Below are 22911 nucleotides of genomic sequence, written 5' to 3' on the forward strand. Positions count from 1 at the left end.
GTTCACGCCCCTTGGACCGGCAAGCGCACCGTGAACGTGGTGGAGCCCGGTGCGCTCTCCAGGCCGACGCTCCCCGCGTGCGCCTCCACCACCGCCGCCACGATCGACAGGCCAAGGCCCGCCCCTGCGCCGGGGGCATCCGCTCGGCGGCGGTGTTCGGCTCTGGTGAAGCGTTCGAAGACGCCGGGCCGGACCTCTTCGGGGACACCGGGGCCGTCGTCGTGGACGCAGAGGACGGCGGCGTCGGCTCGTTCTTCCAGGGTGACCGTGACCTTGGTGCCGGCGGGTGTGTGCAGACGCGCGTTGGCCAACAGGTTGGCCAGCACCTGTTGGAGGCGGTGGGCGTCGCCCTGGACCGTCACCGGGTCCACCGGGAGGTCCAGCATCCAGCGGTGGTCGGGGCCGGTGGCGCGGGCGTCGGTGACCGCGTCCAGGACCAGATGGGTCAGGTCGACCGGGTGGCGCTCCAGCGGCCGGCCGGCGTCGAGACGGGCGAGCAGGAGCAGATCGTCGACCATCAGGCCCATGCGGGACGACTCGGCGGCGATCCGCTCCAGGGCCCGGGTGACCTCGGGCGGCACCGGGCCCGGGTGGAGCAGGGCGAGCTCGGCGTGGCCGCGGACCGAGGCGACCGGGGTGCGCAGCTCGTGGCTGGCGTCGGCGGCGAAGCGGCGCAGCCGCTCCTCGCTCGCGTGCCGTTTGGTCAGCGCGTCCTCGACATGGCCGAGCATGCGGTTGAAGGCCGCGGCGACCCGCCCGACCTCCGTGTGGGGGTCGGCGTCCGGGGCGCGCGGCGGCAGCGCCACCTCGCCGCTGGCCAGCGGGAGCTCGCTGACCCGGGTGGCGGTGGCCGCGACCCGGCTGAGCGGCCGCAGCGACCAGCGCACCCAGAAGGCACCGGCCACCCCGGCCACCACCAGGGCCAGGCCGAACACGATCGCGGCGACCAGCTCCAGCCGGTGGACGGTGGCCTCGACCGGCTCCAGCGGCAGCCCGACGATCAGCACGTCCCCGTCCCGGCCGGCGGAGGCGACGACCCGGTAGTCGTCCAGCGCGGACAGTTCGACGGTGTGCGGCCGGCCGTCGGCCGGTACCCGGGCCAGCCGTGCGGCGTCCGGTGCGGTCAGGTCGACGTTCAGGTCGGCCGCCAGGTCGCCGGAGCGGATGAGGCCCTTGTTGGTCACCTTGCCGTTCAGCAGGCGGGCGCCGAAGGTGCCGGTGGCCATCCGCCGGGTGTCGCCGTGCTCGTCCCCGTCGTGGTCGTCCGGCCGCTGCCCCTTGTGCTCCAGGCTCTCCGGGAACCGGGTGCCGACCTGGGAGAGCTGCTCGTCCACGCGCTGGGTGAGGGAGCCGTTCAGCTCGACGACCGCCGCCAGGCCCACGGCCGCGCAGCTCACCGCCAGCAGCACCACCAGTCCGATGGTGAGCCGCGCGCGCAGCGTCCGGAGCCGGCCCGGGCGGTTGCGGCGGCCCAGACGGTTCAGACGGCCCAGACGGCCCAGACGGCCCAGACGGATGAGACCGTGCTGCAGTCCGTTCGGCTTGCCCGGGCGGGTCACTTGGTCACCGGTTTCAGGACGTAGCCCGACCCACGCACGGTGTGGATCATGGGCTCGCGCCCCGCGTCGATCTTCTTGCGCAGATAGGAGATGTACAGCTCGACCACATGCGCCCGGCCGCCGAAGTCGTAGGACCAGACCCGGTCGAGGATCTGCGCCTTGCTGAGCACGCGGCGCGGGTTGCGCATGAGGAAGCGGAGGAGTTCGAACTCGGTGGGTGAGAGTTCGATCAGGTCACCGGCCCGGGTGACCTCGCGGGCCTCCTCGTCCATCACCAGGTCCCCGACGATCAGCCGCGGCCCGTCCTCCAGCTGCCTGGCCATGCCCGCCCGGCGCAGCAGGCCGCGCAGCCGGGCGACGACCTCCTCCAGGCTGAAGGGCTTGGTGACGTAGTCGTCGCCGCCCGCCGTGATGCCCGCTATCCGGTCCTCGACCGCGTCCCTGGCCGTGAGGAAGAGCACACACACGTCGGGCTTCGCCTCGCGCAGCCGGCGCAGCACGGCGAAGCCGTCGGTGTCCGGGAGCATCACGTCCAGGACGACGGCGTCGGGCAGCAGCTCGCGCGCGGTGCTCAGCGCCGAGGCGCCGTCGGCGGCGGCACGCACCTCCCAGCCCTCGTAGCGCAGGGCTCCGGTGAGCACCTCCGCGAGGTCGGGATCGTCGTCGACGACGAGGACGTGCAGCGGGGTGCCGTCGGGTCGGGTGAGGGCCGGGCGGCCGGAACGGGTCGTGTTCATCGCGCCTACCAGCATCGCCCCTGTCCAGGGGTGCGTCGTACCCGCTGCCCTCTGAGTTTTCTCTGAGTGCGCGCTCCCACCCTCTCAACGCCGGCTGAGAACCCCTTCTGAGTCCGCTCTGAAAAGGCCTGTGCAGGGGTCCCTCAGAGGTGGCTCAGAGCTTCCCGCCGCACAGTGGCCGGGTACGGCGGACGAAGGGACAGCGACTGATGACGACCGTGGACACGCGTCGGGCGGCCCCGCCCGCGACCGCACGGCGCTCCCCCGCGGGGCCCGTGCTGGCCGTGCTGTGGGGCGGGGCGGCGGCCGTGGTCGCGCTGTGGTGGGCGGACACGGGGTCCGTGGTCGGTACGGCCGGCTGGCTGACCGGCGCCGGGCGGATCGCCGGCCTGCTGTGCGGGTACGCCTGCGCGGTGCTCCTCGGCCTGATGGCGCGGGTGCCGCTGCTGGAGACCCGGATCGGCTCGGACCGGGTGGCGCGCTGGCACGCGATGGCCGGCCGGTACACGATCTGCCTGCTCGTCGCGCACGTCGCACTGATCCTCACCGGATACGCCGCCCAGGACCGGGCCACGCTCTGGCACGAGACGGCGGCCGTCGTCCTGGACTACCCGGACATGCTCAAGGCCACCGCCGGCACGGTGATCCTCTTCGCGGTCGGCATCACCTCGGCCCGGGCCGTGCGCCGCCGTACGAGCCACGAGTTCTGGTACCACGTCCACCTGCTGACCTACGCGGCCGTCTTCCTGGCCTTCTTCCACCAGCTGACGCTGGGCGACGAGTTCAACGGCAAGCCGGTCGCGACCGCCGTCTGGTACGTGCTCTACCTGGGCGTCGCGGCCCTGGTGCTGTGGTACCGGATCCTCGCCCCGGTGCGGCTCAACCGGCGCCACCGGCTGCGCGTCGACTCGGTTCACCGGGAGGCGCCCGGCGTCTACTCGATCGTCGTGCGCGGGCAGCACCTGGACGGGCTCGGGGCACGCCCCGGGCAGTTCTTCCGCTGGCGGTTCCTCGGCGAGGGACTGCGCTGGACGTCGACGCCGTACTCCCTGTCGGCGCCGCCGCGCCCGGACCTGATGCGCATCACGGTCAAGGCCCTCGGCGACCACAGCACGGCCGTGGCCCTGCTGCGGCCCGGCACCCGGGTGTGGGCGGAGGGCCCCTACGGCTCCATGACCGCCGACCGGGCCACCAGCCACCACTCGCTGCTGATCGCGGCCGGCGTCGGCATCACCCCGCTGCGGGCGCTGTTCGAGACGCTGCCCGGTGAGGTCACCCTGCTGTACCGGGCGCGCGGTGCCGAGGACCTGGCGCTCGGCGGGGAACTGGAGTCGATCGCCCGTTGGCGCGGCGCCCAGGTGCTGTACGCGCTGAACGGCCCCCGGGGCGAGCGCCCGGACATCACCGCGGAGTCGCTGCGCGCCACCTTCCCGGGACTCGCGGGCCACGACGTCTACATCTGCGGGCCGCACGCCTTCGCGCAGGACGTGTACGAGGCACTGCGCGCGGCCGGGGTTCCGGACCGCCGTATCCACCACGAGTCGTTCGAACTGTGACCGCCGCAGAGCCGTCGACGAGAACTGTGAGGCCGTAGAAGTGCACGCGTTGAAGAAGAACCGCCCGCTCCGCCGGATCGTGCTGGCGAGTGCCGCCACGGTGTCCGGGATGGTGCTGCTGCTGTCGCTGAAGCCGCACACGAGTCCCGTGCCGGCCACGGCCGACACCAAGTCGCCTGCCGTGGCGAGCAGTTCGGCCCCGTCGAGCGGATCGGGCGGCTCGTCGGGCGGCTCGTCCTCGGGTACGAAGGGTGTCTCCAAGACCGTCACCGGCGACACCGTCCAGACCCGCTGGGGCCCGGTCCAGGTGCGGGTGACGATCAAGAGCGGCAAGATCACGGAAGTGACGGCCGTGCAGTACCCGTCGGACAACCCGCACGACCAGGAGATCAACAGCTACGCGCTGCCCCAGCTGCGGCGCGAGACGCTGGACGCGCAGAGCGCGAGCATCGACATGGTGTCGGGGGCGACGTACACCAGCACCGGCTACCGGCAGTCCCTCCAGTCCGCGCTGGACTCGGCGGGGCTCTGAACACTCGGCGCATGCGGCACGTATCTGAGGGCCAACGGTCGAGTCCCCACGGAGGAACCGTGTCCACCACGCTCGCAGGCGGACGTGCCGCCCGCCGACAGACGATGCGCCGCATCCGCCCGCGCCGCAGCCCGGCCGTACCGCTGCTGCTCGCCGTCTGGGCGGGCGCGGTGGGCGTCCTGTGGCTCTGGTGGCACAACACCCCGTCCATCGCCGACGACAACAGCAGGATTCTCAACGCGGGCCGCATCACGGGCCTGTTGGCCGGCTACCTCATGGCGCTGGTCGTGCTCCAGATGGCGCGCGTGCCCGCACTGGAACGGCGGGTCGGCTCGGACCGGGTGGCCCGCTGGCACGCGATGAGCGGCCGCTACACGCTGTGCCTGATCGTGGCGCACGTCTTCCTCACCATGTGGGGGTACGCGCTGCAGGCGGGCAAGTCGCTGAACGACATCGTCCAGCAGACCATCGACTCCATCAACCAGCTGCCCGACATGGGCAAGGCCGCCATCGGCACGGGCCTGTTCGTGCTCATCGGCCTGTCCTCGATCGGCGCGGTCCGCCGCCGGCTGCCGTACGACACCTGGTACCACGTCCATCTGCTGACGTACGCGGCGGTGTTCCTGACGTTCTGGCACCAGATCACCACCGGCAACGACTTCGCGGTCGAGCCCATGGCGAAGACCTTCTGGTACGGCCTGTACGGCGCGGTGACCGCACTGGTGATCTGGTACCGGATCCTCACCCCGATCCGGCTGAACCTCCGGCACCGGATGCGCGTGGAGGCCGTCGTCGAGGAGACGCCGGGGATCGTCTCGGTGCTGATCAGCGGGCGGAGGCTGCACCGGATGGGTGCGGAGGCGGGGCAGTTCTTCCGCTGGCGGTTCCTCGCTCCCGGGATGCGCTTCAGCTCGCACCCGTACTCGCTGTCGGCGGCGCCGCGCCCGGACATGCTGCGGATCACGGTGAAGGCGATCGGCGACCACAGCGCCCGGCTCCGGGAGCTCACCCCCGGCACCAAGGTGTGGGCCGAGGGCCCCTACGGGGCGATGACCGCCCAGCGCCGCAGCCGGGGCAAGGTGCTGCTGGTCGCGGGCGGCGTCGGCATCACACCGATGCGGGCCCTGTTCGAGACGCTGCCCGGCGCGGCCGGGGACATCACCCTGCTCTACCGGGCCAACACCACCCAGGACCTGGCGCTGTGGGACGAGCTGGCGAAGATCGCCGACGAGCGGGGAGCCCGGCTGATGTACGCGGTGAACAGCCCCGACGGTGAACGCCCGGACATCTCCGCGGAGAACCTGGAGCGGAAGATCCCGGACATCGACCGGCACGACGTGTTCATGTGCGGCCCGCCCGGGTTCGCGCAGTCGGTGTACGAGGCACTGCGCGGCGCGGGGGTCCCCGCCCGCCGCATCCATCACGAGTCCTTCGAGATGTGAGCGGGAGCTACGGACAGATGAGGAAGAGCCACCCCATCCGGCGGATCATGCTCGCCACCGCGGCGACGGTGTCCGGTGTCGTGCTGCTGCTGTCGCTGAAGCCGGCGTCCGATCCGGCCGCGGCGTCCGCGGCGGGCGCGGCCCCGCAGGCGACGGCGGCACAGCAGTCACCGCAGGGCGGCGCGCAGGCGGCGGGCGCGGCCGGTTCGGCCGGTTCGGCCGCCGGCACGGTGACCGGTGACGCCACACAGACGCAGTACGGGACCGTGCAGGTCCGGCTGTCCGTCGCGGGCGGGAAGATCACCAAGGCGGAGGCCGTCCAGGCGCCCAAGGGCGGACTCAGCGACCAGAAGACCGCATTGGCGGTCCCGAAGCTGAACCAGGAGGCCGTCGCGGCGCAGAGCGCGCAGATCGACGCGGTGTCCGGGGCCACCTACACGAGCAACGGCTACAAGAAGTCGCTCCAGTCGGCCCTGGACAAAATGAAGTCCGCGCCGGCCGGTTCGGCGGGTTCCGGTTCCTCCGGCACCTCCCACTCCTCCGGTGCGGCGCAGGCCCGTACGGTCACCGGGAAGGTCGCGCAGACCCAGTACGGCCCGGTCCAGGTGCGGATCACGGTCAGCGGCGGCAAGATCACCAAGGCGGAGGCCGTCCAGGCGCCCAAGGGCGGACTCAGCGACCAGAAGACGGCGATGGCCGTGCCCAAGCTGAACCAGGAGGCCGTCACGGCCGGCAACGCGACCATCGACGCCGTCTCCGGCGCCACCTACACCAGCACCGGCTACAAGCAGTCGCTCCAGTCGGCCCTGGACCAGGCCGGTGGCTGACGCGGTGGCCGAGTCGGCTGAGGCTCCCGCCGCGGTGCGTCATGCGGAGGAGGTCATGGGGACCGTCTTCTCCTTCGACGTCCGCGGCGGGGAACCCGGTGCGGTGCGCGAGGCCCTGGCCGAAGCCGTGGCCGGTCTGCACCGCACGGACGCGTTGTTCAGCACCTATCGCGAGGACAGCGAGGTGTCACGGCTGGCCCGGGGTGAGCTGACCCTGGCACAGTGCGCGCCCGAGATGGCCGAGGTGCTGGACCTCGCGGCCGAGGCGGAACGGGTGAGCGGGGGCTGGTTCAGCGCCCGCTACCGGGGCTCGCTCGACCCCACCGGCATCGTCAAGGGCTGGGCCGCCGAGCGGGCCGCGCGGCTGCTGGCGGAGGTGGCCGGCGTGCGGGGGGTGAGCGTCAACGGCGGCGGGGACGTCCAGTTGCTGGGCATGCCCGAGCCGCAGCGGCCGTGGCGGGTGGGGGTCGCCGATCCGCTCCGGCCCGGTGGGCTGGCGGCGGTGATCTCCACGGCGGGCGTGGCCGAGCTGTCGGTGGCGACCTCGGGCACGGCGGAGCGGGGCGCACACATCGTGGATCCGCGCACGGGCAGGTCGGCGGTGACGGACCTGGTGGCGGTGACCGTGGTCGGTCCGCGCCTGACCTGGGTGGACTGCTGGGCCACGGCGGCCTTCGCGATGGGCTCGCGGGCGGGGCTGGCCTGGCTGGAGGCGCTGCCGGACGTCGAGGGCCTGCTGATCACGGCCGGTGACGAGGTGCGCTGCACCGGGGGGTTGGCGGCACGGCTGGGCTGAGGGCGCTCCTTCTTCCCCGCGGCGCCTGCCCAACGGCATGGTCCCGGCGCGACGACGGCGCCGGGACCCTCGGATGCCATCGGCCGCATACGGGCTCAGTGCCCGTTCTGGGCCAGGCGCAGCAGGTGGTCCGCCAGTGCCTGGCCGCCGGTCGGGTCCCGGCTGATCAGAAGCAGTGTGTCGTCACCCGCGATGGTGCCCAGGATGTCGTGCAGTTCGGCCTGGTCGATGGCGGAGGCGAGGAACTGCGCGGCCCCGGGAGGGGTCCGCAGGACGACGAGGTTCGCCGATGCCTCTGCGGAGATCAGCAGCTCCTGCGAGAGCCGCCGCATCCGCTCCTCCTTCGCCGACCCCCCCAAGGGGGCGCGGGGGGTACGGAATCCCCCCTCGCTCGGCACCGCGTAGATCAGCTCGCCGTCGGTGTTGCGGATCTTCACCGCGTTCAGCTCGTCGAGGTCCCGGGAGAGCGTCGCCTGGGTGACGCTCAGCCCGTCGTCGGCGAGCAGCTTCGCCAGCTGGCTCTGCGACCGCACCGGCTGCCGGTTGAGGATGTCCACGATCCGGCGGTGCCGCGCGGTACGGGTCTGCGGCACGGCGGGCCCGGCACCCGCCGCCTGCTCGTGGTCCTGCGCATGGCTCATCGTCGTCCTATTCTCCGGATCGTCCGTCCCCATCCGCTGGGTTCGCTGCGTCGAGGATGCCGGGCAGCGCCCGGAGGAAGGCGCCTGTCTCGTCGTCGTTCACGTTCAGCGGCGGCATGAGCCGTACGACGTCCGGGGCGGGCGCGTTCACCAGGAACCCGGCCTCCTGGGCCGTCTGCTGCACCTGGTGCGCGCGCGGCCCGGTGAGCACGATACCCAGGAGCAGACCGGCACCCCGCACATAATCGATCAACGGGTGGCCCAGAGCCTCGATTCCCGCGCGCAGCCTCTCGCTCTGCCGTTTGACGTTCTCCAGCAGCCCGTCGTCGGCGATGGTGTCGAGCACGGCGAGCCCCGCGGCACAGGCGACCGGGTTGCCGCCGAAGGTCGTGCCGTGGTGGCCGGGCCGGAGCAGTTCGGCGGCCCGGCCGAAGGCCACGGTGGCACCGAGCGGCAGTCCGCCGCCGAGCTGTTTGGCCAGGGTGACGACATCGGGGAGGACGCCCTCGTGGGCCTGGTACTCGAACCAGGTCCCGGTGCGGCCGACGCCGGTCTGCACCTCGTCCAGGACCAGCAGGGCACCGGTGGCGGCGGTGATGGCGCGGGCGGCCTTCAGATAGCCGGCCGGCGGCACCACGACCCCGTTCTCCCCCTGGATCGGCTCGATGACGACGAGCGCCGTCTCCTCGGTGACCGCGGCGGCGAGCGCCTGGGCGTCACCGTAGGGAACGTGGGTGACGTCGCCGGGCAGCGGCCGGAAGGGGTCCTGCTTGGCGGGCTGGCCGGTGAGCGCGAGGGCGCCCATCGTACGGCCGTGGAAGCCGCCGTCGGTGGCGACCATATGGGTGCGCCCGGTGAGCCGGCCGATCTTGAAGGCGGCCTCGTTGGCCTCGGCGCCGGAGTTGCAGAAGAAGACCCTGCCCTCCCGGCCGAAGAGCGTCAGGAGCCGTTCGGCGAGGGCGACGGTGGGTTCGGCCATGAAGAAGTTGGAGATGTGGCCGAGGGAAGCGATCTGCTTGCCGACGGCCTCGACGATCGCCGGGTGGGCGTGGCCGAGGGCGTTGGTGGCGATGCCGCCGACGAAATCGTGATACTCCCGGCCCTCGGCGTCCCACACCTTCACACCCGCGCCGCGCACGAGGGGCAGACGGGGGGTGCCGTAGTTGTCCATGAGCGCGCCCTGCCACCGCGCGGTCAGATCCCGGTTGCTCATGTGTCCCCCTGTTCGTCCGGCACGACCATGGTGCCGATGCCTTCGTCGGTGAAGATCTCCAGCAGGATCGAGTGCTGGACCCGGCCGTCGATGACGCGGGCCGTGTGCACGCCGTTGCGCACGGCGTGCAGGCAGCCCTCCATCTTCGGCACCATGCCCGAGCTCAACTCCGGCAGCAGCTTCTCCAGCTGGGAAGCGGTGAGGCGGCTGATCACCTCGTCGGAGTTCGGCCAGTCCTCGTAGAGGCCCTCCACGTCGGTGAGGACCATGAGGGTCTCGGCCCCCAGCGCAGCAGCGAGTGCCGCAGCCGCCGTATCAGCATTGACGTTGTAGACATGGTGGTCGTCCTGGGAGCGGGCGATCGAGGAGACGACCGGGATGCGGCCGTCGGCGAGCAGCGCCTCGATCGCACCCGTGTCGATCGCGGTGATCTCGCCGACCCGCCCGATGTCGACCAGTTCGCCGTCGATCTCGGGCTGGTGCTTGATGGCGGTGATGGTGCGGGCGTCCTCGCCGGTGAGTCCGACGGCGAGCGGCCCGTGCTGGTTGAGCAGCCCCACGAGCTCGCGCTGCACCTGGCCCGCGAGCACCATCCGTACGACGTCCATGGCGTCCTCGGTGGTGACGCGCAGGCCCGCCTTGAACTCGCTGACGATCCCGTGCCTGTCCAGGGCGGCGCTGATCTGCGGGCCGCCGCCGTGGACGACGACCGGCTTGAGGCCGGCGTGTCTGAGGAAGACGACGTCCTGGGCGAAGGCGGCCTTCAGCTCCTCGTTCACCATGGCGTTGCCGCCGAACTTGATGACGACGATCTTGCCGTGGTGCCGGGTCAGCCAGGGCAGCGCCTCGATGAGGATCTGGGCCTTCGGCAGGGCCGTGTGCTTACGGGTGCTCATGACGAGTAGGCGCTGTTCTCGTGGACGTAGTCGGCGGTCAGGTCGTTGGTCCAGATGGTCGCGCTCTCGGCACCCGCCGCCAGGTCGGCGACGATGTGCACCTCGCGGTAGCGCATGTCCACCAGCTCGCGGTCCTCGCCCACCGAACCGTTCTTGCACACCCACACGCCGTTGATGGCGACGTTGAGCTGGTCCGGCTCGAAGGCGGCCCTCGTCGTGCCGATCGCGGAGAGCACCCGGCCCCAGTTGGGGTCCTCGCCGTGGATCGCGCACTTGAGGAGGTTGTTGCGGGCGATCGAGCGGCCGACCTCGACGGCGTCCTCCTCGCTCGCCGCGTTGACCACCTCGACCTTGATGTCCTTGCTGGCACCCTCGGCGTCGCCGATGAGCTGCCGGCCGAGGTCGTCGCAGACCTGCCGTACGGCCTCGGCGAACTCCTCGTACTGCGGGGTGATGCCCGAGGCGCCGGAGGCGAGCAGCAGCACGGTGTCGTTGGTGGACATGCAGCCGTCGGAGTCGACGCGGTCGAAGGTGACCTTGGTGGCGGCGCGCAGGGCCTTGTCCAGCACCTCGTTGCCGAGGTCGGCGTCGGTGGTGAGGACGACCAGCATGGTGGCGAGGCCCGGCGCGAGCATGCCGGCGCCCTTGGCCATGCCGCCGACGGTCCAGCGGTCCTTCGTGACGACCGAGGTCTTGTGGACGGTGTCGGTGGTCTTGATGGCGATGGCGGCCTTCTCGCCGCCGTGCTCGGAGAGCTGGGCGGCGGCGGTCTCGACGCCCGGCAGCAGCTTGTCCATGGGCAGCAGGACGCCGATGAGGCCGGTGGAGCAGACGGCGACCTCGACGGCGCCGCGGCCGAGCACCTCGGCCGCCTTCTCGGCGGTCGCGTGGGTGTCCTGGAAGCCCTTCGGGCCCGTGCAGGCGTTGGCGCCGCCGGAGTTGAGGACGACGGCCGAGACCTGGCCGCTCTTCACGACCTGCTCCGACCACAGCACCGGCGCCGCCTTCACGCGGTTGGAGGTGAAGACGCCCGCGGCGGCACGGCGCGGCCCCTCGTTGACCACGAGGGCCAGGTCGGGGTTGCCGTTCTCCTTGATCCCGGCGGCGATGCCCGCCGCCGTGAATCCCTTGGCTGCCGTGACGCTCACGGTGCGACTCCGATCGTGGAAAGTCCGGTGGTCTCGGGGAGACCCAGGGCGATGTTCATGCTCTGGACGGCACCGCCCGCGGTGCCCTTGGTCAGGTTGTCGATGGCGCTGATCGCGATGATGCGGCCCACGCTCTCGTCGTGAGCGACCTGGACCTGAACGGCGTTGGAACCGTGGACGGACGCCGTGGCGGGCCACTGGCCCTCGGGGAGCAGACGAAGGAAGGGCTCGTCGGCGTAGGCCTTCTCGTAGGCGGCGCGGACGGAGTCCGCCGTCACCCCCGCGACGGCGGACGCGCTGCACGTGGCGAGGATGCCGCGCGGCATCGGCGCCAGGGTCGGCGTGAAGGAGACGGAGACCCGCTCCCCCGCCGCCGCGCTCAGGTTCTGGATCATCTCGGGGGTGTGCCGGTGGCCGCCGCCGACGCCGTACGGGGACATGGAGCCCATGACCTCGCTGCCGAGCAGGTGCGGCTTGGGCGCCTTGCCCGCGCCGGAGGTGCCGGACGCCGCGACGATCACCGCCTCGGGCTCGGCGAGTCCGGCGGCGTAGGCCGGGAACAGGGCGAGAGTGACGGCGGTGGGGTAGCAACCGGGCACCGCGATGCGTTTGGCCCCCTCCAGCGCACGGCGGGCACCCGGAAGTTCGGGGAGGCCGTAGGGCCAGGTGCCGGCGTGCGCGGAGCCGTAGAACCTCTGCCAGTCGGCCGGGTCCTTCAGCCGGAAGTCGGCGCCCATGTCGACCACGAGCACATCGGGGCCGAGCTGCTCGGCGACGGCGGCGGACTGCCCGTGCGGCAGCGCGAGGAAGACCACGTCGTGCCCGGCGAGCGCCTCGGCGGTGGTCTCGGTGACCACACGGTCGGCCAGCGGCAGGAGGTGCGGCTGGAGCGCGCCGAGCCGCTGGCCGGCGTTGGAGTGTCCGGTCAGGGCACCGATCTCGACCTCGGGGTGCGCGAGGAGCAGCCGCAGGACCTCACCGCCCGCGTAACCGCTCGCCCCGGCCACCGCCGCACGTACCGCCATGTCCATCCTCCTCTAGACGGCATGACTATACGTGACACTGCACGTTTATGCAATCGACTTGGGCAACATCACCCAGCGGGACACGACGAACGTGACCGGGATCGCCGCGGCCGAGGCGAGCAGCGGCGCGAAGTGGCTGCCGGCGTGCAGGACGTCGACGATCACGTACACACCGGCCGTCGTGATCAGAAAGTTGGTGACGTTGGTCAGGGGGAAGAGCAGGAATTTGCGCCAGGTCGGCGGTGTCCGGTAGGTGAAGCGCGCGTTCAGGAAGAAGGACCCGACCATACTGATACCGAAGGCGAGAACATGCGCGGCCAGATAGGGCAGCCAGGTGAGGAACAGAAGGTAAAGACAGTAATAGGTGGCGGTGTTGATCACGCCGACCAGGCCGAAGGTGAGGATCTGTCGCTTCAAGGAATGAGGTCTTTCGTCCGTTCCACGTTGGTCGCCTTCACCAGGAAGTGCGGGCGGCCCTTCACCTCGTAGTAGATGCGGCCGGTGTACTCCCCGATGACTCCCAGCATGACCATCTGTACGCCCGCCAGGGCGGTGACGGCGGTGATGATGGTCACATAGCCGGGCGTCTGGACGCCGTTGACCAGTGCGGCGCCCACGATCCAGGCCGTGTAGAGGCCCGCGCACAGCAGCAGTCCCATACCGAGCCACAGGGCGGCGCGCAGCGGGCGGTTGTTGAAGGACAGCAGGCCGTCGATGCCGTAGTTGAGCAGGCCGCGCAGGTTCCAGGAACTGCTGCCGGCCTCGCGCTCGGCGTTCTCGTACTCGAACGTGGTGCTCGGGAAGCCCACCCAGGCGAACAGGCCCTTGGAGAAACGGTTGTACTCGGTGAGGGCCAGCACGGCGTCCACCACGCGACGCGACAGCAACCGGAAGTCACCGGCGCCGTCGACGAGTTCGACGTCGACCAGGCGGTTGACGAGCCGGTAGTACAGGCGGGCGGTGAGCGTGCGGGTGAGGCGGTCACCGGTGCGGCTGCGCCGGGCGATGACCTGGTCGTGGCCCTCCTCGCGCAGCCGGATCATCCGCCGGATCAGCTCCGGCGGATGCTGCAGGTCGGCGTCCATGACGATCACCGAGTCGCCGGAGGCGTGCCGCAGGCCCGCGAGCAGGGCGGCCTCCTTGCCGAAGTTGCGGCTGAAGGAGACGTAGCGGACCCGGGCGTCGCGGTCGGCCAGGTGCTCCAGGACGGTGAGCGTACGGTCGCGGCTGCCGTCGTCGACGTACACGAACTCCATGTCGTGGCCGAGCGGCAGCAGTTCCTCGGCGACGCCCTGGATCCTGTCGTGGAAGCGTTCCAGGACGTCTTCCTCGTTGTAGCAGGGCGCGACGATCGATATCAGCATGGCAGGTCCCCCAGGGGCACGGTCAGGGTGCGGCGGTCACGCGCTCGCGCGCTGGTGTGGTCGTGGGCGGCGCGGGGACGCGCCGGCGGCGGACGGCGGTGAGGGCGGTGAGCAGGACGAGGCTCGCGAGCGAGACGAGCCCGACGGTCGTGCCCAGCCGCAGGCCGGGTGGGTGGAAGGTGCAGGTCAGGCTGGTCGAGCCGGCGTCCAGGGGGACGGCGATCAGGCCGTGGTAGTCGCCGGCCGGTCGCGCCGGGCCGTCGTCCGTGGCGCACCGCCAGCCGGCGATGCGGGGTGCGGCGACGACCGCGATCCCCTTGCTGCCGGCGGGCAGCAGGGCGCGGACGGTGCCGTCGGAGACGCTCACCCGGGTGGCGCCGGTGGCCTTCAGACGGGCGGCGGCGGCGTGCAGCCGGACGGTGTCCAGGCAGCCGACCGCGCCGGGCGGTATGCGGCCGGGGCGGTCCGGTGCCAGCTCGATCCGCACGCTCCCGGAGGGCGGGGTGCGGCCGAGCGGCTCCATGGCGGCCCGGTTGCGCCCGCGGGAGAAGCGGAAGGGGACGCCGGTACCGGTGCCCGCGAGCCGTGCGGTGCCGGAGAAGTGCGGCGCCCACAGATTCACCTGTGTCCCCGCCGGGCAGCGGGCCGTGACCACCGGTCGGGTCAGGGCGTCGCCCGAGCCGACGTAGCGGCTTGGCACCGGCTTGCCGCCGTGGTCGTGCACGGAGACCCGGGGCACGGCGTAGACGCGGCTGCCGAGCAGCAGTTCCTGGTTGCGGTACGGCGAGGGCCCGAACGGGGCGTCGTCGGGCGCGGTCCGCACCGTCACCAGGGGCGGCACCTCGCGCCGGGTGACGGTGACCGGGGCACTCTCCGTGCTGTCGGCGCTGCCCGTGCTGCCCGTGCTGTCGGTGCTGTCGGTGCTGTCGGTGCCGGCCGGGGCCGGTGGTTCCTGGTGCGGGTCCGGCGGGTTGTGCAGCCGGGCGCCGACGGAGAAGACGACGTCGGTGACGGCGTTGTCGAGGCTCTCCACGCTGCGGCCGCGTGAGGTCCAGCCGCCGCCGAGCGCGGTCAGGGTACGGCTGAGGACGTCGGAGGTGAGGCTGCTGTAGTACTGCGCACCCTGGCCGCCCACCAGCATCGGGTCGTTGCCGACGGTCCGTTCGCGGCCGGGGTCGGTGCGGTAGCGGGGCCAGCCGTCGGCGTCGGCGATCGCCGAGGCCTGCCGCTCCTGGCGCTCACCCCAGGGCGCGTAGTCGTCCAGGTGTTTCAGGCGCAGCTCGGTGGCGACGGCGGAGGTGGCGGCGCTCTCGCCGACCTGTGCGCCGAGGAGGACGGCGACGGCGAGGCCGGCGAGTCTCGTGCGCGGCCCGGCGCGCCCCAGGAGGACGAGCCCGGTGAGGGTTCCCGCGACGGCGAGCAGCAGCACCGGCCAGGTGTGCGGCCGTACCAGCGCGCTCCGGCCGGCGACGGCGGTGATCAGGACGAGCAGCGCGGTCGCGGCCCCGAGCGCACGCCGGTCGGGCGGCCCGTACGCCAGGCCGTGCCAGGCGGCGATGACCAGCAGTCCGCACAGGACGAAGGCCTGCCGGTAGGAGCTGCCCTGCGGGGTGGCGAAGGCGTGCCAGGCCAGGCTGGTCGGCGCCCACTGGAGCGACAGCGCGACCGCCGCGACCAGCGCCGTCCAGCCCAGGCGGACCGGGGTGGGGACGGCGCGGTGGAAGGGCAGGGCGAGGGCGAGCACCAGGGCGGTGATGCCGACGTAGAGGGCCGGGGAGCCGAAGCCGTACGTCGCCGGCAGCAGCCGGGCGAGCAGGTCCTGGCCGGCCACCGGTGTGAACTGCTGTACGCGGCCCGGGTAGGCGTGCCTGGTGCCCAAGTAGATCACCATGACGACGGGGGCGGCGAGGCCGATGCCGAGGGCGACGGTGAGGGCGGCGCGGCCGGCCGCCGCGAGTGCCTGCCGGCGGGGCGGGCGGGTGAGCAGCAGGCGCAGCAGCAGGACCAGTGCCGCGCCGAGGGTGGCCATGTAGGCGGTGTAGAAGTTGGCGGTCCAGGCGAGGGCGACGATCAGGACGCCGGGGAGGCGCCGGCGCCCCGCGAGCGCCCACTCGCCGACAAGGCACAGCAGCGGCAGGGCGATCAGACCGTCGAGCCACATCGGGTTGTAGTCGGCGTCGGCCACGGTCCAGCCGCACAGTGCGTAGGAGGCGCCGAGCAGTCCGGCGGCCCACCAGCGCCCGGGACGCAGGGTGAGCAGCAGCCGGGCCATGGCGGCCGCGGCCGCGGCGATCTTCAGTACGGTGACGACGTAGACGGCGAGGTCGATCCGGTCCCGGGGGAAGACGGCCACGAGCAGGGCGAACGGGCTGCCGAGGTAGGTGCCGAGGTCGGGCAGGAAGCTGGAACCGTAGCCGGACTGCCAGTTGACGAGCAGACCGCCGTCGGCGTGGCCGTGCAGCAGGTCCCACAGGTGGGCGTGGAAGGGCACGAACTGGTTGCCGAGGTCGTTGACGCTGCGCGTGCGGGGGCCGAAGGGGTAGCTGCGGGCGAGGACGTCCCCGGCGCAGAACGCCGTCAGTGCGACGGCCGCGGCGAGCAGGGCGGCGGCCCGCGCTGGACGGGATATCGGTTTCACACCTTTTTGCATTTTCCGGCGTTCCCCCACAAGGTGTGCCCGTCATTTCGCCGACCTAGACGAGCCTTCTTTCCGGTTGGTTGTGCGCTCACCGAAAAGTGATGCGCCGCACTCCGAATACGGGAAACTCCGCGTGGATTTGATGGCCAGCCGGGAAATCTCTGATTTACGGAGGGTGTTTTTACGGTGAACGAGCTCTGGCACAATGCGAGAAGGGGTAGGAGCACGCCGATGGGGCGGGCATGGCGGAAGGGGCGACGGTGGCCGAGTTCTGGCCCGTGGCCGACGTACTGGCCCATCTGGCCGGTCGCTGGCGCGTCGAGCGCGACGTGCGGGACCTGGCGAGCGGAGAGCGAGGGCACTTCCGCGGGATGACCGTCTTCGGCTCACTGGAGGGCGGCGGACTGCTGCACGAGGAGTCCGGCACCTTCACCTGGCAGGGTGTGGCGCGGCCGGCGACCCGTACGCTGCGCTTCCTGCCGGGACCGACGCCGGGCAGCGCGGACGTGCGGTTCGCGGACGGGCGGCCCTTCCACGCGCTGGATCTCGGCTCGGGGCGGTACGTCGCCGAGCACCCGTGCGCCGCCGATCTCTACCTGGGCGAGTTCACCGTCCTGGACGCCGACCGCTGGCACACGGTGTGGCGGGTCGGCGGTCCGGCCAAGGATCTCGTGCTGGCCACGGACTACGTGCGTGAGGGCTGAGCGCAGACGCCGTCGAGGCGGAGGTTCCAGCGGCCCGCCCGGCCGGTGACGGTGGACGTCGACAGCGGGCGCACGTCGATGTTCCAGTAGGTCGAGGGCGGCGCCTTCAGGGCGTAGACCAGGGCCGCGCGGATCACGGCGGGCTCGGCGACGGCGACGATCCGGCCACTGTCGTCCGCCGGACGGGTGTCCAGCCAGCCGCCGACCCGGGAGATGAAGGCCAGCAGGGACTCGCCGCCGTGCGGGGTGGAGCGCGGGTCGGCGAGCCAGGCGTCCACCGCGTCCGGCTCGCGGGCCATCGCCTCGCCCAGCGTCATCCCGCGCCAGCGGCCCATGTCGCAGTCCCGGAGCGCCAGCTGGACCAGCGGCGCGTATCCCAGCGCGTCGCCGGTGGCCCGGCTGCGCGGGGTCGGCGAGCAGTAGCGCAGCTCGGCCGCCGCCAGTGGCAGCAGATCCCCGGCGGCGCGCTGCACCTCGTCCCAGCCGGCCTGGTCCAGCGGCCGGTCGTCCTCGAAGCGCTCCGCCAGCAGCGGGGAACTGCGTGCGGCGGCGACGAACGTCACCCTCAGTGGCATGCGGTGATGGTGTGCCGCCGGTGAGAGCAGGTCAAGGGGTGCCGCCTGTGAGCTACAGCGGGTGAGCAACCGCTTACCCGAACGGAGTGGACCATCCACTGGCCGCGTACGCCACCTGCTTCCCCGAGGACCGCTCGTACACGCCGAAGTTGTATGGGGGGAACCGCTCGCGGAGCTTCGCCCTGCGCACCGAAGCCGCCTTCGCACTCGCCGAGCGGATCACCGGGGTCCGCCTGACTCCCGAGCTGTTCGAGTCGCTCGAGATCACCTGCGCGCTGGTGACAGTGCCCTAGGGTCTGCCGTCACGGGCCGCCCGCAGCCGCCGTACCCCCTCCGTGATCTCTCCGGTGCCGGCGACCGCCGCGAAGCTCAGGCGCAGGTGGGCGGCGGGGGGTTCGGCGCTGAAGTAGGGGCGGCCGGGCGTGAGGGCGACGCCCGCGCGGAGGGCGGCCACGGTGAGCGCGGACTCGTCGGCACCGTCGGGGAGGCGCAGCCACAGGTGGTAGCCACCGGACGGGATGTGCGGCAGGGCGATTTCGGGCAGGTGCAGGGCGAGCGCGGCCGTCATGGCGTCGCGGCGGGCCTTCAACTCGGCCGAGAGCGCCCGCAGATGGCGCGGCCAGGCCGGGGAGCCGACCAGTTCCAGGGCCGCCTCCTGCAACGGCCGGGGGACGAAGAAGCTGTCCACCACCTGGATGGCGCGCAGGCGCTCGAGCACCGGACCGCGCGCGGCCAGCGCGCTCACCCGGAAGCTCGGCGAGGTCGCCTTGGTCAGCGAGCCGACGTGCACGACCACGCCGTCCGGGTCGTCGGCCGCGAGCGGGCGGGGCAGCGGTCCCGCGTCGGCGTGCACCAGGCGCCGGACGAAGTCGTCCTCGATGACGAACGCGCCGGCCTCCCGGGCGATGCGCAGCACCTCGGCGCGCCGGCCGGGGGCCAGCACGGCGCCGGTCGGGTTCTGGAACAGGGGCTGGCAGACGAACACCCGGGCGCCGCTGGCCCCGAAGGCGTCGGCGAGCAGGTCGGGCCGTACGCCGTCGGCGTCGACGGGCACCGGGACCGGCCGCAGCCCGGCCGCGCGGGCGAGGGCCAGCATGCCCGGGTAGGTGGGCGACTCGACGAGGACCGGGGCACCGGGTGGGGCGAGCGCGCGCAGCGCGGTGGCCAGCGCGGACTGCCCGCCGGCCGCGATCAGCACCTCGGCCGCCGTGACGGCGCCGCCGATGCCGCGCGCGAACCACTCCCGCAGTTCCGGCAGGCCCTCCAGCGGCGGCCTCCCCCAGGCGCCCGGCCGCCGCCCGGCGCGGGCCAGGGCCGCCGCCATGGCCCGCTCGGGCTGCAGGGAGGGGTGCAGGTAGCCGCCGTTGAACTCCAGCACACCGGGTGGCGGGGCGGCCAGGGAGACCGTGACCCCGGAGGCGTCCACCGTGCGCGGTACGTGGTCGGCGGCGCCGTCGGCGCTCAGCGCGACCTCCTGCCAGGAGGTGTCCCCGGCCGGGGTCTGCGCCGCGTGCGGCCGTGCCCGGAAGGCACCCGCGCCGGGCCGGGTGACCACCAGCCCCTCGGCCGCCAGTTGGGCGAGGGCGCGCGAGACGGTCACCGGGCTGACGTGGAACCGCTCGACCAGTTCCCGGCTCGACGGGAGCTTTCCACCCGGGGAGTAGCGGTCCAGCTCCCGCCGGAGCCGTGCTGCCAGATCACCCACACTGCTACTCTCATGCATGAGAGCACAGAGTAGCGCTACTGCCCCGAGCCCGATAGCGGTCACCGCTCCCGGCGAGCGCCGAGGCGTCGGCACCGGCCTCGCCGCCCTCGGTGTCGCCTCCTTCTCCCTGACCTTCCCGGCCACCGCCTGGGGTCTGGAGGGCTTCGGGCCCTGGTCACTGGTGGCGGTGCGCAGCGTCCTCGCCGCGCTCGTCGCGGGCGGCTGTCTCCTCGTGCTGCGGGTTCCGCTGCCGGAACGCCGGCATCTGCCGGGTCTCGGCGTCGTCGGCGCCGGCGTGGTGCTCGGCTTCCCGATGCTGACCACGCTCGCGCTGCAGACCTCCACGACCGCGCACGCCGCCGTCGTCGTGGGACTGCTGCCGCTGACCACCGCCGTCCTGTCGGCCCTGCGCACCGGCAGCCGCCCCTCGCACCGGTTCTGGACGGCCGCGCTGGCGGGGGCCGCGGCCGTGGTCGCCTTCACCGTCGGACAGAGCGGCGGCGCCCTCACCACCGCCGACGGTCTGCTGTTCGCCGCCCTGCTGGTGTGCGCGGCCGGATACACCGAGGGCGGCCGACTGGCCCGGGTCATGCCGGGCTGGCAGGTGATCGGCTGGGCGCTGGTGCTGTGCGCGCCGCTGAGCGTGCCCGCTGCCACGGTGGCGCTGACGTACGAGCCCGTCCGTCTCACCGCGCACGGCATCGCCGGCCTGCTGTGGGTGGCCCTGGGCTCGCAGTTCCTCGGACTGGTCGTCTGGTACCGGGGGATGGCGGCGATCGGCATCCCCAGGGCCAGCCAGTTGCAGTTGGCCCAACCCCTGCTCACACTGGTGTGGTCGGCGCTGCTGCTGGGCGAGCACTTCACGGCGGCCGCACCGGTGACCGCCGTCGCCGTGCTCGTGTGCATCGCCGTCACACAGCGGTCGTGATCACGAGGAGGGCCTGCAGATGCGCGCATCCAAGGGCGACCAGTTGGTCCAGCACGGCAGGGTGGTGGGCCAGCACGACCAGGTCACGGAAGTCGTCGAAGTACTCGGTACCGAGGGCAACCCGCCCTACCGCGTCCGTTTCCAGGACGGACACGAGGCGATCATGTCCCCCGGACCTGACTGCCAGGTCAAGCACCGCGACGAGAGGAATCAACGGGGTGGCTTCGCCGATCGCCCGTAGTGATCGGCGATCACGCGTGACATCGCCCCGATCGGGTCGGCCGCCACGTCCTCGGCGGCGAAGAACACATGCCCGCGCACCTGTGGGTGGCGGGCGGCCAGAGTAAGGTGCCGGGACAGCTCGGCCGGATCCTGCCAGGCCGGAGGCTGCCCGGCGGCTCCGGCCTTGTACAGGGCTTCGCCGATGTAGAGCCGGGTCCTGGTGCCCCTCGCCACCGCCGCCCACCAGCCGACCAGTTTCGCGTAGTCGGCCGCGGCGAAGCCGATGTTCCAGTACAGCTGCGGGACGATGTAGTCGATCCAGTGGTTGCGCACCCAGGTACGGGTGTCCGCGTACAGGTCGTCGTACGTCTGCACGCCCGCCTGTGTCTTCGAGCCCCGGCGGTCGGTGGAGGCGTTGCGCCACACCCCGAAGGGGCTGATCCCGAACCTGGTGCCGGGGCGGATCCGCTTGACGCCGGCGGCCGTCTCCCGCACGAGTGTGTTGATGTTGTCCCGCCGCCAGGCGGCCCGGCCGGAAAAGTCCCCGCCGTACCGCTCGTAGGCGTCGTCGTCGTCGAAGGTCTGCCCGGCCACCGGGTAGGGGTAGAAGTAGTCGTCGAAGTGGACGGCGTCGACGGGGTACCTGGCGACCCCGTCGAGCATCGCCTTCTCGACGAAGGCGCGGACCTCGGGCAGGCCGGGGTTGTAGTAGAGCTTCCCGCCGTAGGGCACCGCCCAGTCGGGGTGTCTGCGGGCAGGGTGCGAGGCGGCCAGCCGGCTGAGGTCGGTGTGGTTCGCGATCCGGTACGGATTGAACCAGGCGTGCAGTTGCAGGCCCCGGGCGTGGGCCTCCCGCACCGCGGTGCCCAGGGGATCCCAGCCGGGGCTGCGGCCCTGGGTGCCGGTGAGGTACTCGGACCAGGGCTCGTACGGTGACGGCCACAGGGCGTCGGCGGTGGGCCGTACCTGGAAGATCACCGTGTTGAGGCGGTCACGGGCCGCCCTGTCGAGATGCGCGAGCAGCTCCGCCCGCTGCGCGGCGGCCGTGAGGCCGGGCCGGGACGGCCAGTCCCGGTTGGCCACGGTGGCGAGCCACACCCCCCGCATCTCGGTGGCCGCGCGGGCCGGACCGTCATCGGCCGCGCGGGGCCGGTGGTCCGCGGCGGCGCGGGGCGGGTGGTCCGCGGCCGCCGCCGCGCTCGGGGGCGCCGCCAGCGTCGACAGCGCCGCCAGGGTGAAGGCCCGCCGTGACAGTCGCCCCATCCGTACACCCCCATACGCTCCGGATCCGCTCCGTCACGGATCGCTCCGCGCCCCAGGATGCACCCCACCCGCGCGATCGATCATCGATACTTGACGGTAACGTGCACGTTCGGAGCAGGCGCCGAACCAGGAGGTCCCTGCCGAGCGAGCCGAACCAGCGAAGGGGTCGATGTGACGGGCATCCCAGCGGGAGACATTGCGCGCGTCGGAGTCGTGGGCTGCGGGCAGATGGGCGCCGGCATCGCCGAGGTGTGCGCCCGCGCAGGACTGGACGTGAAGGTCGCCGAGACCACCGGCGAGGCCCTGGAGATCGGCCGCACCCGGCTGTTCAGCTCCCTGGCCAAGGCCGCCGAGCGCGGCAAGATCAGCGAGGAGGAGCGGGACGCGACGCAGGCGCGGCTGAGCTTCACCACGGACCTCGGCGAGTTCGCCGACCGCGACCTCGTGGTCGAGGCGGTCGTGGAGAACGAGCAGGTGAAGACGGAGATCTTCCAGGTGCTCGACCAGGTGGTGACCCGCGCCGACGCCATCCTCGCCTCGAACACCTCCTCGATTCCGCTGGTCAAGCTGGCGGTGGCCACCTCCCGCCCGGACCACGTGGTCGGCATCCACTTCTTCAATCCGGCCCCGGTGCAGAATCTGGTCGAGCTGATCCCGGCCCTCACCACCTCCGAGGGCACCCTCAGCCGCGCCCAGGTCTTCGCCGAGAAGGTGCTCGGCAAGCACGCCATCCGCGCCCAGGACCGCTCCGGGTTCGTGGTGAACGCGCTGCTCGTGCCGTATCTGCTCTCGGCGATCCGGATGTTCGAGTCGGGCATCGCCAGCCGCGAGGACATCGACAACGGCATGGAGATGGGCTGCGCCCACCCGATGGGTCCGCTGAAGCTGTCCGACCTGATCGGCCTGGACACCATCGTCTCCATCGCCAACTCGATGTACGCCGAGTACAAGGAGCCGCTGTACGCCGCTCCCCCGCTGCTGCAGCGCATGGTCGAGGCGGGCCGGCTGGGCCGGAAGACGGGCTCGGGCTTCTACACGTACTAGCGAGTGCGGCGACGCCGCCAAGTGGCGCTGTTCCAGGGCGAATTCACCCGGACCAGCACCCATGGCGGCGCTGCCGTGGGGGCTCTCGCGGCGCCC

General features: G+C 72.3%; 23 protein-coding genes. 10 read left to right on the forward strand and 13 right to left on the reverse strand.

The window, feature by feature from the left end:
* Positions 1-2 precede the first annotated feature (2 nt).
* Together ABZ919_RS22175 and ABZ919_RS22180 are read right to left on the reverse strand one after the other, a co-directional pair.
* Positions 3-1475 (reverse strand): HAMP domain-containing sensor histidine kinase, encoded by a 1473-nt coding sequence (locus ABZ919_RS22175; RefSeq protein ID WP_361250616.1) that lies wholly within the window; start codon positions 1473-1475, stop codon positions 3-5.
* 80 nt (positions 1476-1555) lie between these two features.
* Complete coding sequence (locus ABZ919_RS22180; RefSeq protein ID WP_361250379.1) at positions 1556-2296, reverse strand: response regulator transcription factor; 741 nt, start codon at positions 2294-2296, stop codon at positions 1556-1558.
* 209 nt (positions 2297-2505) lie between these two features.
* Between ABZ919_RS22180 and ABZ919_RS22185 the strand changes: the two genes are divergently transcribed.
* Genes ABZ919_RS22185 through ABZ919_RS22205 form a run of 5 tightly spaced genes read left to right on the forward strand, consistent with a single transcriptional unit; the run spans position 2506 to position 7449 of the window.
* On the forward strand, positions 2506-3852 hold the full coding sequence (locus ABZ919_RS22185; RefSeq protein WP_361250381.1) for a ferric reductase-like transmembrane domain-containing protein: 1347 nt from the start codon (positions 2506-2508) through the stop codon (positions 3850-3852).
* Positions 3853-3892: 40 nt separating this feature from the next.
* Positions 3893-4384 (forward strand): FMN-binding protein, encoded by a 492-nt coding sequence (locus ABZ919_RS22190; protein ID WP_361250384.1) that lies wholly within the window; start codon positions 3893-3895, stop codon positions 4382-4384.
* 59 nt (positions 4385-4443) lie between these two features.
* Positions 4444-5826 (forward strand): ferredoxin reductase family protein, encoded by a 1383-nt coding sequence (locus tag ABZ919_RS22195; protein ID WP_361250386.1) that lies wholly within the window; start codon positions 4444-4446, stop codon positions 5824-5826.
* Between the two features lie 17 nt (positions 5827-5843).
* The gene (locus tag ABZ919_RS22200) at positions 5844-6653 is read left to right on the forward strand and encodes an FMN-binding protein (protein WP_361250389.1); all 810 of its coding nucleotides are present in this window, start codon (positions 5844-5846) and stop codon (positions 6651-6653) included.
* 4 nt (positions 6654-6657) lie between these two features.
* Positions 6658-7449 carry an FAD:protein FMN transferase gene (locus ABZ919_RS22205; protein ID WP_361250619.1) on the forward strand — a complete coding sequence of 264 codons (792 nt, stop codon included), beginning with the start codon at positions 6658-6660 and terminating at the stop codon, positions 7447-7449.
* Between the two features lie 95 nt (positions 7450-7544).
* Here the strand turns inward: ABZ919_RS22205 and ABZ919_RS22210 are convergent, their stop codons facing one another.
* Genes ABZ919_RS22210 through ABZ919_RS22245 form a run of 8 tightly spaced genes read right to left on the reverse strand, consistent with a single transcriptional unit; the run spans position 7545 to position 16374 of the window.
* Positions 7545-8090: an arginine repressor gene (locus ABZ919_RS22210; protein ID WP_361250392.1), complete on the reverse strand. Its 546-nt coding sequence runs from the start codon at positions 8088-8090 to the stop codon at positions 7545-7547.
* A gap of 7 nt (positions 8091-8097) precedes the next feature.
* Positions 8098-9303, reverse strand: a complete 1206-nt coding sequence (locus ABZ919_RS22215) for an acetylornithine transaminase (protein WP_361250395.1) — start codon at positions 9301-9303, stop codon at positions 8098-8100.
* Positions 9300-10199: an acetylglutamate kinase gene (argB, locus tag ABZ919_RS22220; RefSeq protein WP_361250397.1), complete on the reverse strand. Its 900-nt coding sequence runs from the start codon at positions 10197-10199 to the stop codon at positions 9300-9302. Before argB ends, ABZ919_RS22215 begins: the two co-directional genes overlap by 4 nt.
* The gene (gene argJ / locus ABZ919_RS22225) at positions 10196-11347 is read right to left on the reverse strand and encodes a bifunctional glutamate N-acetyltransferase/amino-acid acetyltransferase ArgJ (protein WP_361250400.1); all 1152 of its coding nucleotides are present in this window, start codon (positions 11345-11347) and stop codon (positions 10196-10198) included. Before argJ ends, argB begins: the two co-directional genes overlap by 4 nt.
* Positions 11344-12372 (reverse strand): N-acetyl-gamma-glutamyl-phosphate reductase, encoded by a 1029-nt coding sequence (gene argC / locus ABZ919_RS22230; protein WP_361250403.1) that lies wholly within the window; start codon positions 12370-12372, stop codon positions 11344-11346. Before argC ends, argJ begins: the two co-directional genes overlap by 4 nt.
* 45 nt (positions 12373-12417) lie before the next feature.
* On the reverse strand, positions 12418-12789 hold the full coding sequence (locus tag ABZ919_RS22235; RefSeq protein WP_361250406.1) for a GtrA family protein: 372 nt from the start codon (positions 12787-12789) through the stop codon (positions 12418-12420).
* Positions 12786-13736, reverse strand: a complete 951-nt coding sequence (locus ABZ919_RS22240; protein ID WP_361250409.1) for a glycosyltransferase family 2 protein — start codon at positions 13734-13736, stop codon at positions 12786-12788. Before ABZ919_RS22240 ends, ABZ919_RS22235 begins: the two co-directional genes overlap by 4 nt.
* Before the next feature lie 22 nt (positions 13737-13758).
* Complete coding sequence (locus ABZ919_RS22245; protein ID WP_361250411.1) at positions 13759-16374, reverse strand: YfhO family protein; 2616 nt, start codon at positions 16372-16374, stop codon at positions 13759-13761.
* A 260-nt stretch (positions 16375-16634) separates the two neighbouring features.
* On the opposite strand from ABZ919_RS22245, the gene ABZ919_RS22250 reads away from it, so the two are divergent.
* On the forward strand, positions 16635-17078 hold the full coding sequence (locus ABZ919_RS22250; protein ID WP_361250622.1) for a DUF6314 family protein: 444 nt from the start codon (positions 16635-16637) through the stop codon (positions 17076-17078).
* Here ABZ919_RS22250 and ABZ919_RS22255 read toward each other — a convergent pair.
* Positions 17060-17653, reverse strand: coding sequence for a histidine phosphatase family protein (locus ABZ919_RS22255; RefSeq protein ID WP_361250413.1), 594 nt, complete (start codon positions 17651-17653; stop codon positions 17060-17062). The two genes, ABZ919_RS22250 and ABZ919_RS22255, sit on opposite strands and share 19 nt — an antisense overlap.
* 86 nt (positions 17654-17739) lie before the next feature.
* On the opposite strand from ABZ919_RS22255, the gene ABZ919_RS22260 reads away from it, so the two are divergent.
* Positions 17740-17946 carry a DUF6461 domain-containing protein gene (locus tag ABZ919_RS22260; RefSeq protein ID WP_361250416.1) on the forward strand — a complete coding sequence of 69 codons (207 nt, stop codon included), beginning with the start codon at positions 17740-17742 and terminating at the stop codon, positions 17944-17946.
* Here ABZ919_RS22260 and ABZ919_RS22265 read toward each other — a convergent pair.
* On the reverse strand, positions 17943-19376 hold the full coding sequence (locus ABZ919_RS22265) for a PLP-dependent aminotransferase family protein (protein ID WP_361250418.1): 1434 nt from the start codon (positions 19374-19376) through the stop codon (positions 17943-17945). The genes ABZ919_RS22260 and ABZ919_RS22265 overlap by 4 nt on opposite strands.
* Between ABZ919_RS22265 and ABZ919_RS22270 the strand changes: the two genes are divergently transcribed.
* Together ABZ919_RS22270 and ABZ919_RS22275 are read left to right on the forward strand one after the other, a co-directional pair.
* Positions 19375-20286, forward strand: coding sequence for a DMT family transporter (locus ABZ919_RS22270; protein WP_361250420.1), 912 nt, complete (start codon positions 19375-19377; stop codon positions 20284-20286). The genes ABZ919_RS22265 and ABZ919_RS22270 overlap by 2 nt on opposite strands.
* A gap of 19 nt (positions 20287-20305) precedes the next feature.
* The gene (locus ABZ919_RS22275) at positions 20306-20527 is read left to right on the forward strand and encodes a DUF1918 domain-containing protein (protein ID WP_361250423.1); all 222 of its coding nucleotides are present in this window, start codon (positions 20306-20308) and stop codon (positions 20525-20527) included.
* On the opposite strand, the gene ABZ919_RS22280 is transcribed toward ABZ919_RS22275, so the two are convergent.
* Positions 20497-21771, reverse strand: a complete 1275-nt coding sequence (locus tag ABZ919_RS22280) for a family 10 glycosylhydrolase (protein ID WP_361250425.1) — start codon at positions 21769-21771, stop codon at positions 20497-20499. The two genes, ABZ919_RS22275 and ABZ919_RS22280, sit on opposite strands and share 31 nt — an antisense overlap.
* A 171-nt stretch (positions 21772-21942) precedes the next feature.
* On the opposite strand from ABZ919_RS22280, the gene ABZ919_RS22285 reads away from it, so the two are divergent.
* A complete protein-coding gene (locus tag ABZ919_RS22285) occupies positions 21943-22815 on the forward strand; it encodes a 3-hydroxybutyryl-CoA dehydrogenase (RefSeq protein ID WP_361250428.1) in 873 nt (290 codons plus the stop codon).
* Positions 22816-22911 lie beyond the last annotated feature (96 nt).

Source organism: Streptomyces sp. NPDC046759, from assembly GCF_040645475.1.
Lineage (GTDB): Bacteria > Actinomycetota > Actinomycetes > Streptomycetales > Streptomycetaceae > Streptomyces.

Bases quoted from the DNA above. Each gene is read 5' to 3' on its own strand.
- ABZ919_RS22180 (WP_361250379.1), bottom strand. From the start codon at position 2,296: ATGAACACGACCCGTTCCGGCCGCCCGGCCCTCACCCGACCCGACGGC.
- ABZ919_RS22185 (WP_361250381.1), top strand. From the start codon at position 2,506: ATGACGACCGTGGACACGCGTCGGGCGGCCCCGCCCGCGACCGCACGG.
- ABZ919_RS22200 (WP_361250389.1), top strand. From the start codon at position 5,844: ATGAGGAAGAGCCACCCCATCCGGCGGATCATGCTCGCCACCGCGGCG.
- ABZ919_RS22210 (WP_361250392.1), bottom strand. From the start codon at position 8,090: ATGAGCCATGCGCAGGACCACGAGCAGGCGGCGGGTGCCGGGCCCGCC.
- ABZ919_RS22215 (WP_361250395.1), bottom strand. From the start codon at position 9,303: ATGAGCAACCGGGATCTGACCGCGCGGTGGCAGGGCGCGCTCATGGAC.
- argB (WP_361250397.1), bottom strand. From the start codon at position 10,199: ATGAGCACCCGTAAGCACACGGCCCTGCCGAAGGCCCAGATCCTCATC.
- argC (WP_361250403.1), bottom strand. From the start codon at position 12,372: ATGGCGGTACGTGCGGCGGTGGCCGGGGCGAGCGGTTACGCGGGCGGT.
- ABZ919_RS22240 (WP_361250409.1), bottom strand. From the start codon at position 13,736: ATGCTGATATCGATCGTCGCGCCCTGCTACAACGAGGAAGACGTCCTG.
- ABZ919_RS22255 (WP_361250413.1), bottom strand. From the start codon at position 17,653: ATGCCACTGAGGGTGACGTTCGTCGCCGCCGCACGCAGTTCCCCGCTG.
- ABZ919_RS22270 (WP_361250420.1), top strand. From the start codon at position 19,375: ATGAGAGCACAGAGTAGCGCTACTGCCCCGAGCCCGATAGCGGTCACC.
- ABZ919_RS22265 (WP_361250418.1), bottom strand. From the start codon at position 19,376: ATGCATGAGAGTAGCAGTGTGGGTGATCTGGCAGCACGGCTCCGGCGG.
- ABZ919_RS22275 (WP_361250423.1), top strand. From the start codon at position 20,306: ATGCGCGCATCCAAGGGCGACCAGTTGGTCCAGCACGGCAGGGTGGTG.
- ABZ919_RS22280 (WP_361250425.1), bottom strand. From the start codon at position 21,771: ATGGGGCGACTGTCACGGCGGGCCTTCACCCTGGCGGCGCTGTCGACG.